At 64.8% G+C, this 15,501-nt stretch carries 22 protein-coding genes; 13 read left to right on the top strand and 9 right to left on the bottom strand.

Features of this window, described 5'->3' with window-relative positions; genetic code table 11:
* Positions 1 to 81 precede the first annotated feature (81 nt).
* The 3 genes from ROH8110_RS16365 to ROH8110_RS16375 are packed head-to-tail and all read left to right on the top strand — an operon-like array spanning position 82 to position 3,290.
* Positions 82 to 969 carry a CPBP family intramembrane glutamic endopeptidase gene (locus tag ROH8110_RS16365; protein ID WP_085818820.1) on the top strand — a complete coding sequence of 296 codons (888 nt, stop codon included), beginning with the start codon at positions 82 to 84 and terminating at the stop codon, positions 967 to 969.
* A 60-nt stretch (positions 970 to 1,029) separates the two neighbouring features.
* Entirely contained in the window at positions 1,030 to 2,019 is a 990-nt protein-coding gene (accD, locus tag ROH8110_RS16370; RefSeq protein WP_085819062.1) for an acetyl-CoA carboxylase, carboxyltransferase subunit beta, read from the top strand.
* Positions 2,016 to 3,290, top strand: coding sequence for a bifunctional folylpolyglutamate synthase/dihydrofolate synthase (locus ROH8110_RS16375; RefSeq protein ID WP_085818821.1), 1,275 nt, complete (start codon positions 2,016 to 2,018; stop codon positions 3,288 to 3,290). The genes accD and ROH8110_RS16375 overlap by 4 nt, the downstream gene beginning before the upstream one ends.
* Positions 3,291 to 3,587: 297 nt before the next feature.
* On the opposite strand, the gene ROH8110_RS16380 is transcribed toward ROH8110_RS16375, so the two are convergent.
* The 6 genes from ROH8110_RS16380 to ROH8110_RS18575 form a co-directional block, all read right to left on the bottom strand.
* Complete coding sequence (locus tag ROH8110_RS16380) at positions 3,588 to 4,145, bottom strand: F0F1 ATP synthase subunit B (RefSeq protein ID WP_085818822.1); 558 nt, start codon at positions 4,143 to 4,145, stop codon at positions 3,588 to 3,590.
* A gap of 5 nt (positions 4,146 to 4,150) precedes the next feature.
* On the bottom strand, positions 4,151 to 4,696 hold the full coding sequence (locus tag ROH8110_RS16385) for a F0F1 ATP synthase subunit B' (protein ID WP_085819063.1): 546 nt from the start codon (positions 4,694 to 4,696) through the stop codon (positions 4,151 to 4,153).
* 89 nt (positions 4,697 to 4,785) lie between these two features.
* Positions 4,786 to 5,010 (bottom strand): F0F1 ATP synthase subunit C, encoded by a 225-nt coding sequence (locus tag ROH8110_RS16390; protein WP_007816449.1) that lies wholly within the window; start codon positions 5,008 to 5,010, stop codon positions 4,786 to 4,788.
* A gap of 52 nt (positions 5,011 to 5,062) precedes the next feature.
* A complete protein-coding gene (locus ROH8110_RS16395; protein ID WP_085818823.1) occupies positions 5,063 to 5,818 on the bottom strand; it encodes a F0F1 ATP synthase subunit A in 756 nt (251 codons plus the stop codon).
* Entirely contained in the window at positions 5,808 to 6,176 is a 369-nt protein-coding gene (locus tag ROH8110_RS16400; RefSeq protein WP_085818824.1) for an AtpZ/AtpI family protein, read from the bottom strand. The genes ROH8110_RS16395 and ROH8110_RS16400 overlap by 11 nt, the downstream gene beginning before the upstream one ends.
* Positions 6,173 to 6,409, bottom strand: coding sequence for a hypothetical protein (locus ROH8110_RS18575; RefSeq protein WP_139837425.1), 237 nt, complete (start codon positions 6,407 to 6,409; stop codon positions 6,173 to 6,175). Before ROH8110_RS18575 ends, ROH8110_RS16400 begins: the two co-directional genes overlap by 4 nt.
* Here ROH8110_RS18575 and ROH8110_RS16405 point away from each other — a divergent pair.
* A complete protein-coding gene (locus ROH8110_RS16405; RefSeq protein ID WP_085818825.1) occupies positions 6,408 to 6,755 on the top strand; it encodes an ArsR/SmtB family transcription factor in 348 nt (115 codons plus the stop codon). The two genes, ROH8110_RS18575 and ROH8110_RS16405, sit on opposite strands and share 2 nt — an antisense overlap.
* A gap of 20 nt (positions 6,756 to 6,775) precedes the next feature.
* Here the strand turns inward: ROH8110_RS16405 and ROH8110_RS16410 are convergent, their stop codons facing one another.
* Together ROH8110_RS16410 and ROH8110_RS16415 are read right to left on the bottom strand one after the other, a co-directional pair.
* On the bottom strand, positions 6,776 to 7,663 hold the full coding sequence (locus ROH8110_RS16410; RefSeq protein WP_085818826.1) for a DMT family transporter: 888 nt from the start codon (positions 7,661 to 7,663) through the stop codon (positions 6,776 to 6,778).
* Entirely contained in the window at positions 7,660 to 8,541 is an 882-nt protein-coding gene (locus ROH8110_RS16415) for a LysR family transcriptional regulator (protein ID WP_085818827.1), read from the bottom strand. Before ROH8110_RS16415 ends, ROH8110_RS16410 begins: the two co-directional genes overlap by 4 nt.
* Before the next feature lie 130 nt (positions 8,542 to 8,671).
* On the opposite strand from ROH8110_RS16415, the gene ROH8110_RS16420 reads away from it, so the two are divergent.
* From ROH8110_RS16420 to rimM, 9 genes are all read left to right on the top strand, one after another.
* A complete protein-coding gene (locus ROH8110_RS16420) occupies positions 8,672 to 9,262 on the top strand; it encodes an FMN-dependent NADH-azoreductase (RefSeq protein WP_085818828.1) in 591 nt (196 codons plus the stop codon).
* Between the two features lie 276 nt (positions 9,263 to 9,538).
* Positions 9,539 to 11,032 (top strand): signal recognition particle protein, encoded by a 1,494-nt coding sequence (gene ffh / locus ROH8110_RS16425; RefSeq protein WP_085818829.1) that lies wholly within the window; start codon positions 9,539 to 9,541, stop codon positions 11,030 to 11,032.
* Between the two features lie 6 nt (positions 11,033 to 11,038).
* Positions 11,039 to 11,590, top strand: a complete 552-nt coding sequence (locus ROH8110_RS16430; RefSeq protein WP_085818830.1) for a GNAT family N-acetyltransferase — start codon at positions 11,039 to 11,041, stop codon at positions 11,588 to 11,590.
* Positions 11,590 to 12,195 (top strand): GNAT family N-acetyltransferase, encoded by a 606-nt coding sequence (locus ROH8110_RS16435; RefSeq protein WP_085818831.1) that lies wholly within the window; start codon positions 11,590 to 11,592, stop codon positions 12,193 to 12,195. Before ROH8110_RS16430 ends, ROH8110_RS16435 begins: the two co-directional genes overlap by 1 nt.
* Positions 12,188 to 12,487 carry a chorismate mutase gene (locus ROH8110_RS16440; RefSeq protein WP_085818832.1) on the top strand — a complete coding sequence of 100 codons (300 nt, stop codon included), beginning with the start codon at positions 12,188 to 12,190 and terminating at the stop codon, positions 12,485 to 12,487. Before ROH8110_RS16435 ends, ROH8110_RS16440 begins: the two co-directional genes overlap by 8 nt.
* Before the next feature lie 52 nt (positions 12,488 to 12,539).
* Positions 12,540 to 12,944, top strand: coding sequence for a 30S ribosomal protein S16 (gene rpsP / locus ROH8110_RS16445; protein ID WP_085818833.1), 405 nt, complete (start codon positions 12,540 to 12,542; stop codon positions 12,942 to 12,944).
* A gap of 21 nt (positions 12,945 to 12,965) precedes the next feature.
* On the top strand, positions 12,966 to 13,595 hold the full coding sequence (bluB, locus tag ROH8110_RS16450; RefSeq protein ID WP_085818834.1) for a 5,6-dimethylbenzimidazole synthase: 630 nt from the start codon (positions 12,966 to 12,968) through the stop codon (positions 13,593 to 13,595).
* Between the two features lie 3 nt (positions 13,596 to 13,598).
* Complete coding sequence (locus tag ROH8110_RS18765; RefSeq protein WP_170156521.1) at positions 13,599 to 13,742, top strand: hypothetical protein; 144 nt, start codon at positions 13,599 to 13,601, stop codon at positions 13,740 to 13,742.
* Complete coding sequence (gene rimM, locus ROH8110_RS16455; RefSeq protein WP_085818835.1) at positions 13,739 to 14,251, top strand: ribosome maturation factor RimM; 513 nt, start codon at positions 13,739 to 13,741, stop codon at positions 14,249 to 14,251. The genes ROH8110_RS18765 and rimM overlap by 4 nt, the downstream gene beginning before the upstream one ends.
* A gap of 111 nt (positions 14,252 to 14,362) precedes the next feature.
* On the opposite strand, the gene ROH8110_RS16460 is transcribed toward rimM, so the two are convergent.
* Entirely contained in the window at positions 14,363 to 15,478 is a 1,116-nt protein-coding gene (locus ROH8110_RS16460) for a site-specific DNA-methyltransferase (RefSeq protein ID WP_085818836.1), read from the bottom strand.
* Positions 15,479 to 15,501 lie beyond the last annotated feature (23 nt).

Raw genomic sequence — 15,501 nt, forward strand, 5'->3', positions numbered from 1 at the left:
ATGAGCGGCCAGAGCGCGCGCTGCGCGCCGCCCGATGCGATGGCGGTTTCCCGCCCCGGTGCGATGCACTAGCGTAGCGCCATGAGTTACGCACCATATGAAGGGCTTGTTGCCCCGGCACGCGCATCTGCGCATCCCGCGCGGCTGCTGGTGGGCAGCGCGCTGACGCTGCTGTTGTTCCTTGGTTTCGGCTTCGTCTATTCGCGGCTGCACCGGGCACTGGTGACGCCCGAAACCTGGGCGGGGATCATCGACGAGTCGGCGAACGGGTCGAGCGCGGCCGGGGTCCTGATCAACCTTTACCTTTTCGTGCCGCTGATCGCCGCGCTGGGCATCGCGATGGCGCTGGTGCATGGGCGCCGCATCGCGGGGCTGATCGGGCCGCCGCGCCTGGCGCTCGTGCAGTTCCGCAAGGTGGCGGTGGCGATCATCCTGCTGATGGCGGCGTTGACCCTTGTGCCCACGGGCGGCGGCCCCGAGCCGGTGCTCAACATGGCGCCGGGGCGGTGGCTGTTGCTATTGCCGCTGGGACTGGCCGGGCTGGTGATACAGACCGGCGCCGAGGAGCTGGTGTTTCGCGGTTATCTCCAGAGCCAGCTGGCGGCGCGGTTCCGGCATCCGGCGATCTGGCTGGGCGTGCCGGCGGCGGCGTTCGGGCTGTTGCACCTGGATCCGGTGATGCATGGGGCGGATAGCTGGCTGGTGGTGATATGGGCCTGCGGATTCGGGCTGGCGGCGGGGGACCTGACGGCGCGCAGCGGCACGCTTGGCCCGGCGATCGCGCTGCACCTCGTGAACAACCTGGGCGCGGTGCTGATCGCCGCGCCAGAAGGCATCTTCGACGGGCTGGCGCTTTATGTCTATCCGCTTTCGCTGGGGGATGGCGGCGGGCTGACAAGCTGGCTGGCACTCGATCTGATGATGCTGGCCTGCAGTTGGCTGGCGGCGCGGCTGGTATTGCGGCGCTGATTGCATTTCGTGGCGCGTCCCATTATCTGGGAGGCGCAAGGCAACAAGGGATCACGGGGCATGAACTGGATCACCAACTACGTGCGTCCGCGCATCAATTCGATCTTCTCGCGCCGCGAGATGCCCGAGAACCTATGGTCCAAATGCGATGAATGCGGCACCATGCTGTTTCACCGCGAGTTGAGCGAGAACCAGTATGTCTGCACCTCCTGCGGGCATCACATGCCGATCACCCCGCGCAACCGTTTCAACGCGCTGTTCGATGGTGGCGTGTTCACCGAGATCGACGTGCCCGCGCCCGTCGCCGACCCGCTGAATTTCCGTGATCAGAAGCGGTATCCCGACCGGATGAAGGCCGCGCAGCGCGCCACCGGCGAAAAGGAGGCGATGCTGGTCGTCTCGGGCGAGATCGGCCGCACGCCCGTCGTGGCGGCGGCGCAGGATTTCAGCTTCATGGCCGGTTCGATGGGGATGTATGTGGGCAACGCCATCATCGCCGCCGCACAGGCGGCGGTGAAGCGCAAATGTCCGCTGATCCTGTTTTCCGCCGCCGGGGGCGCGCGGATGCAGGAAGGCATCCTGAGCCTGATGCAGATGCCGCGCACCACGGTCGCGGTACAGATGCTCAAGGAAGCGGGCCTGCCCTATATCGTCGTGCTGACTCATCCCACAACCGGGGGCGTCACGGCGTCCTATGCGATGCTGGGGGATGTGCATATCGCCGAACCCAACGCGCTGATCTGCTTTGCCGGGCCGCGCGTGATCGAGCAGACCATCCGCGAGAAGCTGCCCGAGGGGTTCCAGCGCGCCGAATACCTGCTGGATCACGGGATGCTGGACCGTGTCACGCCGCGCACCAAGATGCGTGACGAGTTGATCACCATCACGAGGATGCTTCTGGGTCTGCCGCCCGAGGTGAAGGGCGACCTGCCCGCCCCCGAAGCCACCCCGGATACGGCCCCCGAAGCCGGAGACAAGCCCGAAGCCGAGAAGGCCAAGCCCGAGGCGGCCAAGAAGGCATCCGACAGCGGCACATCGCCCAAGACATGAGCGGCGCGACATCGGACATCATCCTTGAGCGGATGATGTCGCTTCATCCCAAGATCATCGACCTGACTCTGGACCGTGTCTGGCGCCTGCTGGAGTCGCTGGGCAATCCGCAGAACGACCTGCCGCCCGTGATCCATGTGGCGGGGACCAATGGCAAGGGATCGACCCTTGCGATGATCCGCGCCGGTCTGGAGGGCGCGGGGCTGACCTGTCACGCCTATACCTCGCCGCATCTGGCGCGGTTTCACGAGCGTATCCGGCTGGCGGGGGAACTGATCTCGGAACCGGACCTGGCGGCGGTGCTGGATGAGTGTCACGCGGCCAATGGCGATGCGCCGATCACCTATTTCGAGATCACCACCTGCGCCGCCTTGCTGGCGATGTCGCGGATCAAGGCGGATTACACGCTGCTGGAGGTCGGGCTTGGCGGGCGTCTGGATGCGACCAACGTGATCGAGGCCCCGGCGCTGACGATCATCACGCCGGTTTCGATCGACCATGAGCAATATCTGGGGGATACGCTGGCCAAGATCGCCGGTGAGAAGGCCGGGATCATCAAGCGCGGCGTGCCCTGTGTCGTCGGCCCGCAACACTATGACGCAATGGAGGTGATCGAGGCGCGCGCCGCCGCACTTGGCGCGCCGGTGATCGCGCAGGGGCAGCATTGGCATGTCTTCGAGGAGCGCGGGCGGCTGGTGTTTCAGGACGAGCGCGGGTTGCTCGACCTGCCGCTGCCCAACCTGCCGGGCGCGCACCAGATCGACAATGCCGGTGCGGCGCTGGCGGCGCTGCGCACACTCGATGCGGGCGAGGCGGCCTATGGCGCGGCGGTCACGCGCGCCGAGTGGCCCGCGCGCATGCAGCGCCTGAACAGCGGGCCGTTGGCCGAAATCGCCCCCGAGGCCGAACTGTGGCTCGATGGCGGGCATAACGCCGCCGCCGGACAGGCGCTGGCGCGTCATCTGGCGAGCCTGCCCGAGCGGCCCACTTATCTGATCTGCGGGATGCTCAATACCAAGGATATCGCCGGTTACCTGGGGCCGCTGGCGGCGCAGGCCGAGAGCCTGACCGCCCTGTCCATTCCCGGCGAGGCCAATACATTGCCCGCCAGCGAAACCGCCGGGGCCGCGCGCGCCGTGGGGCTTGAGGCCGGCACGGCCGAGGATCTGCGCGCGGCATTGCGGATGATTGCCGAACGGGCGCCGCATGCGCGCATCCTGATTTGCGGCTCGCTCTACCTTGCGGGTCATGTGCTGCGCGAAAACGCCTGATTTCACGGCGCGGGGGCGGGAAATCGCAAGAAACGAATCACGGCAGGTTGACCGATTCGATCCGATTCGCCAGTATCGCGGTGAACGGCCCGTTTGCGCCGATGATCCGCCGCCTCAGATGTGGTGGTTTCATGAAAGGCAGGCGGCGGGCACGCTGGAATTCAAGGTTACGGTGGCAGGAATGATCGAGGGGCCGGTGCAACGGCCCCCTTTCATTTGGTGGGGTGGGTTGCGCCAGACATGAAAAAGCCCGGACGATTGTCCGGGCTTTCGCATGAGAGACGGTGGTTCGATCCGTCAGTGCATCTTGGCGTCGACCTCGGCGATGGCGTCGTCGATCAGCTTGTTGCCGTCAGTGGCGGTCATCTTCTTGGCGACCACGTCCTTGGCGGCGGCGATGGCGACGCGGATGGCCTCGTCACGGACTTCGCGCACGGCACGCGCCTCGGCGGAGGCAATCTGGTCCTCGGCGCCCCTGAGACGGCGAGCGATCGAGGCCTTGAGGTTCTCTTGCGCCTGTTCACCGGCTTCGGTGGCTTCCTGCTTGGCGTGCGACACGATGCGGTCGGCCTGCTCCTGCACTTCCTTCTGCTTGCGCTCGTAGCTGGCCAGAAGGGTCTGCGCCTCTTCGCGAAGGGCACGGGCCTCGTCGAGTTCGGCCTTGATGCCATCGGCGCGCTTGTCGAGCTGGGCACCGATCAGCGACGGCACCTTGAAGTAGAACAGCACCGCGATGAACAGCAGGAAACCCAGCAGCACGATGAAGTTGGTATTGTGCAGCGAGAAGAACGGGCCAGATGCGGCCAGCGCGGGGCTGGCGGCAAAAAGGGCGGTCAGCGTGGCAAGGTATCTCATGGCGCTTATCCCTTCATCCGTGCGTTCACGGCCGCGGTGATGGTCCGCGCGTCGGCCTTGGTGCCCATCGCGGCAACCAGCTCGGCGGCGGTATCCTTGGCCACGCCCTGGACGCTTTCCATCGCGCCTGCGCGGGTCTCGGCGATCTTCTTTTCGCTTTCGGCCAGCTTGGCGGCGATTTCGGCATCGGCCTTGGCGGTGGCCGCATCAAGATCGGCCTGGATCTCGGCCTTGGCCTCGGCGATGATCTTCTGCGCCTCGATGCGCGCTTCGGCGAGGGCCTTGTTATAGGCTTCCTCGGCCTCGAGCGCGCGGGCCTTCAGATCTTCGGCGGCGGCAAGATCGTTGGTGATGGAGCCCTGACGCTCGGCCAGAACCGAGGCGATGCGCGGCAGCGCGACGCGCGACAGGAAGAAGAAGATCACGGCCAGCGTGACCAGAAGCCAGAAAATCTGGTTGGGCCACCAGTCGAAGCACAGCTGCGGCATGCCGACGGCGGAACCGTCAACGACGCAGGTGCTTGTGGTTTCCCCTAGGGTTTCGGTCGCCATGTCGTCCTCCATCGGAACTGGGTCTCACTATCGGGCGACCCGTATCGTCGATACAGGCCGCCCGCGCGTAAGGAAAGGTTCCGTAAGGTTCAGACGGCGAACATCAGCAGCAGGGCGACCAGGAACGAGAAGATGCCCAGTGCTTCTGCGAATGCGATACCGATGAACAGGGTCGCTGTCTGGCCGGCTGCGGCCGAGGGGTTGCGCAGAGCGCCGGACAGGAAGTTGCCTGCCACGTTGCCCACACCGATAGCGGCTGCGCCGGAACCGATTGCTGCCAGACCGGCGCCGATATGTGCGAGTTCGCCTTCCATGATGTATCTCCTTACGATTGGAAGTTTAGATGAGTGTGTTTGTCGGGGGACCTTAGTGCGAGGGATGCAGCGCATCCTTGAGGTAAACGCAGGTCAGGATCGTGAAAACATAGGCCTGGATGAAGGCCACGAGGACTTCGAGCCCGTACATCGCGGTGATCGCGACGACCGAGATCGGGCTGACCGCCGCGATCGCGGCGAAGCCGGCGAAAACCTTGATCACGGCATGGCCGGCCATCAGGTTGCCGGCAAGACGGATGGAGTGGCTGACCGGGCGCACGAAGTAGGAAATGATCTCGATCACGGCCAGGATCGGGCGCAGCGCCAGCGGCGCGCTCTTGACCCAGAAGAGGCCGAGGAAGGCGCTGCCGTTCTTGACGAAGCCGACGATCGTCACCGTGAAGAACACCATCAGCGCCAGCAGCACGGTCACCGCGAAATGCGAGGTGGTGGTGAAGGACATCGGCAGGAGGCCGAGGAAGTTGGCGAAGACGATGAACATGAACAGCGTCATGATATAGGGGAAGAAGCCGACGGCGTCCTTGCCGGCCACGTCCTCGACCATCTTGTAGATGAAGCCATAGGCCAGTTCACCGACCGACTGCATCCGGCCGGGGATCGTCGTGCGTTTCGACGTGCCCAGCACCATCAGCGCCATCACGGCCAGAACGGTGAGCGCCATCCAGAGGGTTGCGTTGGTGATCGTGAACAGGCCCACCGGGCCGTCTCCGAAGAGCGGCTTGATGATGAACTGATCCATCGGGTGGAAAACCAGACCGCCCTCTTCGCCATGCGCTTCAGTCGCCATCTTTCGTCCTCTTCTCGCCGCCCGCGTCCGCGGCGTTGTCGTTACCGTCGCCCTGACGGGCGCTTTCCTGTCGCTGGAGTTCCCGGGCGCTGCGCATCATCGTCTTGATGCCCGCCACAAGCCCCAGCATCGTGAACAGCACCAGCAGGATGGGCAGCGTGCCGAACAGCACATCGAGCCCGTATCCGATGCCGAAACCGATCATCAGACCGGCCACGAGTTCCGTCACCATTCGCCAACCGACCTGCGCCTGGCTGTAGTGTTCCTCGGAATGGTGCCGTGGTTCCTTGCTCGCCTTGAGAGCCTTGATCCTGTCCTCAAGCCGCGCCAGGCGCTCGCTTTCGTCGGGATCGGTCACGGTGGTTCACCCCTTGGAATGGTTGCGCCTTTGCTAAGCGGCACCGCCAACCGAGTCAAGCGCACGAAGCGCCCCGATGAAACAGGAACAACCTGTTGAATTATCAATATATTTACCAACCGCAAAAACGAGCGGCCATTCTGCCGCAACCCCGGACCGGGCGATTCCGGCGCATTTGCCATATTCAACCAAACGGTTGACGAAACCCGGAAGGCGCGCTTAATGCCAGCCATGTCCCATCGCCTTGACATCACCTTTCACGCATTGGCCGATCCGACCCGGCGGGCGATCCTGTCGATGCTGCTGGAAGACGACATGGCGGTGAGCGACGTGGCCGAGCCCTTCGAGATGTCGCTGGCGGCGGTGTCGAAGCATCTTGGCATCCTGAGCCGCGCGGGGCTGATCAGCCAGGAAAGGCGGGGTCGGGTGAAGTGGTGCCAGCTTGAACCCGACGCGCTGCGCGACGCCAGCATATGGATGCAGAGCTTCGGCCAGTTCGAGGCTGTGAACCTAGACGCGTTCGAGAAGTTCCTCGCCACCGAGTTTCCGGGCAACGACACCGCCGGTCAGGACGGCTGAGGCGGCGGCGCCGGGGTCATTCAGGCCGGGTGCTCGTCCTTGAGCAGAAGCACCAGCGCCAGCACGATCATCGCCACCCCCAAGAACACCATCGCACGCGGCAGGCCGTGGCCCAGCGCCGCCTCCCAGCAGATGACCCAGACCGGCGTGAGATAGGTATAGGCCATGACCTTGGCGCTTGGCAGGCGCAGCGAGGCGTATTGCAGCAGCACGAAGGTCATCGCCGTGGCCGCCAGCGACACATAGGCCAGCGTGATCCACACGATCGGCGGCAGGCTGGCCCAGTCGGTCGCGCGAAGGTCGCTCCAGCCCGCCAGCGTCACCAGCAGCGCAGCACCAATCATCGCACCGAAGGAGAACACCACCGGCGGTTCTCCCCGATTGAGGCGGCGCACCATCGGCGTATAGAAGGCATGGGCGACGCAGCCCCAGAAATAGATCATCTCGCCGCGGCCGATCTCGAACGCCATCAGCGCCGACAGGTCGGAGTCGAAGATCACCCAGAGCGCCCCGCCCGCACCCACGCCGAGCGCCAGCGCCATGCGGCGGGTCATCACCTGTCGCAGCAGCAGGTAGCCGAAAAGCCCCGCCACCAGCGGCGTGAGCGTGAACACCGCCGCCGCCGAGACCGGCCTGGCGGTCTTGAGCCCCTCGAACATCAGCACGAAGTAGAGCCCCATCGCCCCGCCGAGCACGAGATAGCGCCAGGGTGCGCGAAACGCGCGGCGTTCAAGACCGTGAGTGAGGTGGGCGGCGATCCCGACGATCACCGCCGCGATGATGAAGCGCACCGCGTTGAGCGCCGTGGGGGCGATATCCCCCGCGGCCATCGACCCCAGCGCGAAGGAGCCCGCGATCAACCCTGAAAAGGCCAGCATCGCCAGGTGACCGCGAAGGGCCTGGCTCATGTGTCGTCCCAGTGCCGGGCGCGATCCTTCAGGAATGTCAGGAAGGCCTGCACCTTGGTGGTGCGATGGAGGTCCATATGGGTGACCAGCCAGAGCGGCGCTGACCAGTCATCGCGCGGCGGGAGGATTTCGGTGAGGCCGCCCAATTCGCGCGCCTGGAGACGCGACATGAAGCCGATCCCGGCGCCCTCCTTGATGGCACGGCGCTGCGCGTGGACATCGCCGCTGCGGAAGATGACATGCGCGGTGGGGATCGTATCGCGCATCCAGCGAAAGAACGGTGCGCGGGAATTGGCGTCGTCAGGGCCGACGAAGTAATGATCGCGCAGGTCGGCCTCGGATGTGGGCAGGCCGTGGCGCGCGATATAACCATCGGCGGCGAAAAGGGTGATCTTCTGCTTGAAGAAGGGCTGCACCACATTGTCTGGCTGATCGGGCACCGACCCGGCGCGGATCGCCACATGGGCCTCGCCGTATTCCAGCCGGAAGAGGCGGTCGCCGGTCAGGTAGCGGACCACCAGGTCGGGATAACCTGTCTGGAATTCGGCCAGCACCGGAACCAGAAGATGGCTGAGGCCGCCCAGCGAGGTGACCACCAGTTCGCCAGACACATCGTTTCCACGCCCCTTGATGCGGCCCGAAAGCTGCGCGAACTGGTCATCCGTGGCCTGCGCGACACGCAGCAGGTCCTCACCTGCCTCGGTGGGTGTGTAGCCGCGCGCGTGGCGCTGAAAAAGCTTGACCCCCAGCCGCCCTTCGAGCGCGTCGATATGGCGGATGACGGTGGCATGATGCACGCCAAGAACCTCGGCGGCGCCGCTGACCGTGCCGATACGGGCCACGTTGTAGGCAGTGCGAATCTCGTCCCAGTTATCCATCTGTCAAATCCGGCGGCTGTATGTGCATTTATAAACAGTTCCTGTTTCTCATGAAAGGTTGCGTTTGAAAAGAGAAGAACCGATTTATTCGAGCAGCAGATCGATAAACCCATATTAGCGGAGATACCCCATGTCACAGACCATCCTTCGACTCGACGCCTCGGCCCGCGGCGCCGGTTCCGTCACCCGCGACCTGAGCGAACGGATCGTCAACCGCTGGCCGGACGCGACGGTGATCCACCGCGACCTGGCGCAAACGCCGGTGCCGCAGCTGGATGAAAGCTGGGTGGAGGCCAACACCACCGATGCCGCCAGCCGCAGCGAGGCCCAGAAACAAAGACTGGCGCTGTCGGACGAGCTGATCGGGGAGTTGCAGGCCGCCGATACCATCGTGATCGGGCTGCCCGTCTATAATTTCGCACCGCCCGCCGCGCTGAAGGCGTGGATCGACCAGGTCTGCCGCGCCGGCGTCACCTTCCGCTATTCCGAGGCCGGTCCCGAGGGGCTGCTGAAGGGCAAGCAGGTGATCCTTGCGATGGCGTCGGGCGGGACCGGCGCGGGGTCGGAGATCGACTTTGCCAGCACCTATATGCGCCATATCCTGGGCTTTATCGGGCTTGATGACGTGACGCTTGTGGCCGCGGATCAGCTGGCGCTGGATTCCGCCGCCAGCCTTGAAAAGGCCGCCGGTCAGATCGAGGCGCTCAAGAAGGCGGCCTGAGGGCCGTCCCGGCCGGTGGAGGCGCGGTGACGCGTAACCCCGCCAGCCACCGGGCGGACAGCGCCCGCCCAAACCATATCACCCTCCTATATTGACTCCGGCGCGCGCGCGCAGTAATTGCCGCGGATATTCCGGAAGTCCGTCAAGCTTCCGGTCCCATGGCCTTTGGCCGGGATCGCCCCCCGTCAGCGAGTTTCGCCCACGGGGGAGATTGGCATATGGGCCGGTTCTTCTTATCTGAGGGGCCATAACGCAACGGGCGAAGGAGCGCTTGAGATGTTTGAAAATCTGTCCGAACGCCTCTCGGGTGTCCTTGATCGCCTGACCCGCCAGGGCGCGCTGAGCGAGGACGATGTCAAGACCGCCCTGCGCGAGGTGCGTGTCGCCCTGCTGGAGGCCGATGTCTCGCTGCCGGTGGCGCGCGAATTCATCAAGAAGGTGCAGGACCAGGCGACCGGCCAGTCGGTGACGAAATCGGTGACACCCGGTCAGCAGGTGGTCAAGATCGTGCATGACGCGCTGGTCGACACCCTGACCGGCGAAGGCGATCCCGGCGCATTGAAGATCGACAACCCGCCCGCGCCGATCCTGATGGTCGGTTTGCAGGGTTCGGGCAAGACCACCACCACGGCCAAGCTGGCCAAGCGTCTCAAGGAGCGTGACGGCAAGCGGGTGCTGATGGCCTCGCTGGACGTGAACCGGCCCGCCGCGATGGAGCAGCTCGAGATCCTCGGGCGTCAGATCGGGGTCGACACCCTGCCCATCGTCAAGGGCGAGGACCCGGTCGCCATCGCCAAGCGCGCCAAGACGCAGGCCAGCCTTGGCGGCTATGACGTCTACATGCTGGATACCGCAGGGCGGCTGCATATCGACCAGGAGCTGATCGCGCAGGCCGCCGCCGTGCGTGACGTGGCCAACCCGCGCGAAACCCTGCTGGTGGTCGATGGCCTGACCGGCCAGGACGCGGTCAACGTGGCCGAGGAGTTCGACGACAAGATCGGCGTTTCGGGCGTGGTGCTGACGCGGATGGACGGCGACGGGCGCGGTGGCGCGGCGCTGTCGATGCGCGCGGTCACCGGCAAGCCGATCCGCTTTGTCGGCCTTGGCGAGAAAATGGACGCGCTCGAGACCTTTGAACCCGAGCGCATCGCCGGGCGCATCCTGGGCATGGGCGACATCGTCAGCCTGGTGGAAAAAGCGCAGGAAACCATCGAGGCCGAACAGGCCGAACGCATGATGAAGCGCTTCCAGAAGGGTCAGTTCAACATGAACGACCTGAAGATGCAGCTTGAGCAGATGCAGAAGATGGGCGGCATGGAAGGCGTGATGGGCATGATGCCCGGCATGGGCAAGATGGCCAAGCAGATGGAAACCGCCGGGATCGACGACAAGGTGCTGGTCCGTCAGATCGCGCTGATCCAGTCGATGACCAAGAAGGAACGCGCCAACCCCAAACTGCTTCAGGCGAGCCGCAAGAAGCGGATCGCCAAGGGCGCGGGGCTGGAAGTGTCCGAGCTCAACAAGCTTCTGAAGATGCAGCGCCAGATGGGCGACATGATGAAGAAGATGGGCAAGATGGGCAAAGGCGGCATGCTGAAACAGGCCATGAAGGGCATGTTCGGCAAGGGCGACATGCCCGACATGAATGATCCCAAGGCGATGGAAGAGGCCGCCAAGGCCATGGGCGGCAAGATGCCGGGCGGCATGGGCGGTTTTGGCAGCGGCGGCGGTTTGCCGCCCGGTCTCAGCGGTTTTGGCAAGAAGAAGTGACCCGACGTGACAGCTTCGTTCACCATTCCCTCGCTTGAGACCGAGCGCCTGATCCTCCGCGAACCGCGCGAGAGCGATTTCGAGCATGAGCGCGATTTCTTCGCCTCGGATGCCTCGCGCTTTGTCGGCGGCCCCACCCAACCGCATCAGGTCTGGCGCAACCTTGCCATGCTGATGGGGCATTGGGCATTTCGCGGGTTCGGGTTCTGGGGGGTCGAGGAAAAGTCCAGCGGCACTTATATGGGCCGCGTCGGGCTCTGGTATCCGCATGGCTGGTTCGGGCGTGAAATCGGCTGGACCCTGATGCCGCATGCAACCGGCAAGGGCTTTGCGACCGAGGCGGCGCTGGCCGCGCGCGCCCATGCCTATGACATCCTGGGCTGGGACACCGCGATTTCCCAGATCGCCCCCGAAAACGAACCGTCCAAGGCCGTTGCAAGGCGCCTCGGGGCCGGGTTCGAGCAGATGTATGACGATCCCATCTACGGCCCGATCGAGATCTGGCGCCACATTGCCCCCGGTAATCCCGTCGATGGCGGTATGGAGGCCTACGCCTGATGCACACCTCACGCATTCCCACGCTGGAAACCCGCCGTCTTGTGCTGCGCGGCCCCGCACCCGAGGATTACCCGGATTTCAAGGCGACGTTCAGTTCGTATCGCTCGCGCTTCATGGGCGGGCCGCTGAACCGCTACGAGAGCTGGATGCTCTATGCCGCCGAGATCGGCCATTGGAACATTCGCGGCTATGGCATGTGGATGATCCACGACAAGAAGACCGACGAGACCTTCGGCATGGCCGGCGGCTGGTTTCCCGCAGGCTGGCCCGAGCAGGAGATCGCCTGGATCATCTGGCCCGAAAAGGGCGGGCACGGCTACGCATTGGAGGCGACCCACGCAGCGCGGGGGTATTTCTACCGCGAGCTCGGGTGGGAGGGGGCGGTCAGCTATATCGACCCCAAGAACCTCGATTCGATCCGCCTTGCGGAACGGCTGGGCGCGAAGAAGGACCACGATGCCGCCACCATCGACGGCAATGATGCGGTCTATCGCCACCCTGCCCCCGAAACGCTGAAATCCGGCCAGCTGGCCGACGGGATCGAGATGGAGATCGACCATTACTGCGACCCGCTTTTCCAACCGAAAGGGTTTCCCCTTGACTGATGACGCCACCGCCCGCGCCGCCGCCCTTCTGAAGGACCACCGCGACAGCATCGACCGGCTGGACGCGATCCTTGTCTATACGCTGGGCGAGCGGTTCAAGCGCACCCAGGCGGTGGGCCGGCTCAAGGCCGATCACGACCTTCCCGCGTCCGATCCCGCCCGCGAGGCGCAGCAGATCGCACGGCTTGAAGACCTGGCGACCCAGGCCGACCTGGACCCGGAATTCGCCAAGAAGTTCCTGAACTTCATCATCGCCGAAGTCATTCGGCACCACCAGAAACACCAGTCGTAAGGTGCAAGGTTAAACGCACCGAACCCACGCCATTTCAAAAGGAGATATCCCAATGGCCATGAAAATTCGTCTCGCCCGTGGCGGCAGCAAGAAGCGCCCCCATTACAGCATCGTCGCCGCCGACAGCCGCATGCCGCGCGATGGCCGCTTCATCGAGAAGCTGGGCACCTACAACCCGCTTCTGCCCAAGGACAGCGAAGACCGCGTCAAGATGAAGATGGAGCGCGTGCAATACTGGCTGGACCAGGGCGCGCAGCCGTCGGACCGGATCGCACGGATGCTGGAAGCCGCAGGCGTGCTGGCCAAGAAAGACCGCTCGAACCCCAAGAAGGGCACGCCGGGCGCCAAGGCCAAGGAACGCGCCGAGGAGAAAGCCGCCAAGGCCGCCGAAGCCGCCGCGCCCGCCGAGGAAGCACCGGCAGAAGCACCCGCCGAAGAGGCCGCCAGCGAGGAATAAGCTGGCAAAGGGGGATCGGGCATGTCGCGTTTCACCCCGGATTTCCAGGCCGGGCTGATCGACCTGATGCGGTGGCGGCGCGATGTGCGCCGCTTCCGCACCGACCCTGTGGACGAGGCGGTGCTGAGCGCCTGCCTCGATACGTTCCTGTTGTCCCCCTCGGTCGGGCTGAGCGAGCCCTGGCGCGTCATCCGGGTCGAGAGCCCGGCGGCGCGCCGGGCCGCGCTGGAAAACTACAGTGCCGCCAATGACGCCGCCCTTGCGGGTTACGATGGCGAGCGCGCGCAGCTCTACAGCCGCATGAAACTGTCGGGCATGACCGACGCGCCGGTGCAGCTGGCGGTGTTCTGCGACGAGAGCACCGACAAGGGCGCGGGGCTGGGTGCAGGGACCATGCCCGAGATGCGCCGCTATTCGGTGGTGGGCGCGATCACCCATTTCTGGCTGATGGCGCGCAGCTACGGGCTGGGCGTCGGCTGGGTGTCGATCCTCGATCCGGGCCAATTGGCGCGTGACCTGCGGGTGCCCGAAGGCTGGGCGCTGGTGGGGTATCTGTGCGTCGGCTGGCCCGAAGCGGTGAGCGACACCCCCGAACTTGAGCGTGCCGGCTGGGAAGACCGGCGCGGTCACCTGCCGACAGAGATCAGATAGGCCATGCTGCGTCCGGTCCGCACCCTGATCCTGATGGTGGTTCTGTTCAGCGCCGGTGTGTTCTATGAACGCTACCAGCATCTTGAACGCTGCACCGAGGCGGGTGGCACGGTGAGCGGCGGGCTTTGTCGGGGAGAAACGGGATGAGCGACGCACAACGCATCTGTCTTGGCGCCATTGCGGGCGCTTTCGGCGTCAAGGGCGAGCTGCGCCTCAAGAGCTTTACCTCCGAGCCCGAGGATATCGCCGCCTATGGGCCACTGGAAAGCGAGGACGGGGCATTGAGCTTCGAGATCACGCTGACCGGACAGAGCGGCAAGGGCGCGCTGATCGCGCGGCTCTCGGGCGTGAACACCAAGGAACAGGCCGACGCGCTGCGTGGTGTCCGCCTTTATGCCGACCGCGGCCGCTTGCCCGCCCTGCCCGATGACGAGTTCTACCACGCCGACCTGATCGGGCTGGAGGTGTTCGATACCGGCGGCGCGCCTTTGGGACGGGTCAAGGCGGTGCTGAACCACGGGGCGGGAGACCTGCTGGAGATCCATGCCCCCGGCATGACGGCCAGCGTTCTGATGCCCTTCACCCGGGAGGCGGTGCCGACCGTCGATCTGACCAGCGGGCGCATCGTTGCCGACCCGCCCGAAGGGCTGTTCTGAGGGCAGGCAGGCCCACACCACCAAAAAAGCCCCGCCGTAGAAGGCGGGGCAGAGGTAGAGTGCCCGTGATGTCAGGCCACGGGCACCGGCGGTGTTCGCATTTTGTGAAGATCAGATCGGGCGTTCGGCCATCTCGGCGCGGATCTGCTGGCGCAGAAGGTCGATCGGAACGGTCTTGCCGTCGCGCTTGAAGCACCAGTAGGTCCAGCCGTTGCAGCTGGGCGCGCCTTCGAGCGCGGCACCGACCTGGTGAATGGAGCCTTTGACATCATCGCCGATCAGGGTGCCATCGGCGCGCACCTTGGCCTTGTGGCGGCCATTCATGCTGAGCAGTTCCTCGCCGGGGCGCAACATGCCGCGCTCGATCAGCTGGCCGAAGGGCACGCGCGGTTCGGCGCGCTTGGAGGCCGAGACCTGAAGCGCCTCGCGGTCGTATTTGCGTGTATTGGCAAGGCGCTTTTCGGCGACCTTGCGATAGCTGGCCTCGCGCTCGATCCCGATATAGTCGCGACCGAGCATCTTGGCGACGGCGCCGGTGGTGCCGGTGCCGAAGAACGGATCAAGCACGACGTCGCCAGGATTGGTGCTGCCGACCAGAACGCGGTGCAAGAGGCTCTCGGGTTTCTGGGTCGGGTGGGCCTTGTCGCCGTTCTCGTCCTTCAGGCGCTCGTGACCGGTGCAGATCGGGAGCACCCAGTCAGAGCGCATCTGCACCCCGTCATTGAGCGATTTGAGCGCCTCGTAGTTGAAGGTGTATTTCGCGCCTTCCTGCTTGCTGGCCCAGATCATGGTTTCGTGGGCATTGGTCAGGCGCTTGCCGCGGAAATTCGGCATCGGGTTGGATTTGCGCCAGACCACGTCATTGAGAATCCAGAAGCCGTTATTCTGCAACGCCGCGCCAACGCGGAAGATGTTGTGATAGGAGCCGATCACCCAGATCGCGCCATTGGGCTTGAGCAGCCGGCGGGCCGCCTTGAGCCACTCATTGGTGAAGGTGTCATAGACCTCGAAGCTGGCGAACTGGTCCCAGGCGTCGTCGACCGCATCGACGGCGCTGTTATCGGGGCGGTGCAGATCGCCGCGCAATTGCAGGTTATAGGGGGGATCCGCAAAGATCAGGTCGATGGACGCCTCGGGAAGGCTGTTCATCGCCTCGATGCAGTCGCCATCGAGAATCGTGTTGAGCGGGAGCGCATCTGCGCCCGTCGGTTTGGTCATCGTTTTCATTCTCTGCCTCTGTCCCCGGCGCT

Origin of the sequence: Roseovarius halotolerans, assembly GCF_900172255.1 — a bacterium.
GTDB classification, from domain to species: Bacteria; Pseudomonadota; Alphaproteobacteria; order Rhodobacterales; family Rhodobacteraceae; genus Roseovarius; species Roseovarius halotolerans.

Coding starts and splice junctions, on each gene's coding strand:
- ROH8110_RS16365 (WP_085818820.1), top strand. CDS start 82: ATGAGTTACGCACCATATGAAGGGCTTGTTGCCCCGGCACGCGCATCT.
- accD (WP_085819062.1), top strand. CDS start 1,030: ATGAACTGGATCACCAACTACGTGCGTCCGCGCATCAATTCGATCTTC.
- ROH8110_RS16375 (WP_085818821.1), top strand. CDS start 2,016: ATGAGCGGCGCGACATCGGACATCATCCTTGAGCGGATGATGTCGCTT.
- ROH8110_RS16380 (WP_085818822.1), bottom strand. CDS start 4,145: ATGAGATACCTTGCCACGCTGACCGCCCTTTTTGCCGCCAGCCCCGCG.
- ROH8110_RS16385 (WP_085819063.1), bottom strand. CDS start 4,696: ATGGCGACCGAAACCCTAGGGGAAACCACAAGCACCTGCGTCGTTGAC.
- ROH8110_RS16390 (WP_007816449.1), bottom strand. CDS start 5,010: ATGGAAGGCGAACTCGCACATATCGGCGCCGGTCTGGCAGCAATCGGT.
- ROH8110_RS16395 (WP_085818823.1), bottom strand. CDS start 5,818: ATGGCGACTGAAGCGCATGGCGAAGAGGGCGGTCTGGTTTTCCACCCG.
- ROH8110_RS16405 (WP_085818825.1), top strand. CDS start 6,408: ATGTCCCATCGCCTTGACATCACCTTTCACGCATTGGCCGATCCGACC.
- ROH8110_RS18575 (WP_139837425.1), bottom strand. CDS start 6,409: ATGGCTGGCATTAAGCGCGCCTTCCGGGTTTCGTCAACCGTTTGGTTG.
- ROH8110_RS16410 (WP_085818826.1), bottom strand. CDS start 7,663: ATGAGCCAGGCCCTTCGCGGTCACCTGGCGATGCTGGCCTTTTCAGGG.
- ROH8110_RS16415 (WP_085818827.1), bottom strand. CDS start 8,541: ATGGATAACTGGGACGAGATTCGCACTGCCTACAACGTGGCCCGTATC.
- ROH8110_RS16420 (WP_085818828.1), top strand. CDS start 8,672: ATGTCACAGACCATCCTTCGACTCGACGCCTCGGCCCGCGGCGCCGGT.
- ffh (WP_085818829.1), top strand. CDS start 9,539: ATGTTTGAAAATCTGTCCGAACGCCTCTCGGGTGTCCTTGATCGCCTG.
- ROH8110_RS16435 (WP_085818831.1), top strand. CDS start 11,590: ATGCACACCTCACGCATTCCCACGCTGGAAACCCGCCGTCTTGTGCTG.
- rpsP (WP_085818833.1), top strand. CDS start 12,540: ATGGCCATGAAAATTCGTCTCGCCCGTGGCGGCAGCAAGAAGCGCCCC.
- bluB (WP_085818834.1), top strand. CDS start 12,966: ATGTCGCGTTTCACCCCGGATTTCCAGGCCGGGCTGATCGACCTGATG.
- ROH8110_RS18765 (WP_170156521.1), top strand. CDS start 13,599: ATGCTGCGTCCGGTCCGCACCCTGATCCTGATGGTGGTTCTGTTCAGC.
- rimM (WP_085818835.1), top strand. CDS start 13,739: ATGAGCGACGCACAACGCATCTGTCTTGGCGCCATTGCGGGCGCTTTC.
- ROH8110_RS16460 (WP_085818836.1), bottom strand. CDS start 15,478: ATGAAAACGATGACCAAACCGACGGGCGCAGATGCGCTCCCGCTCAAC.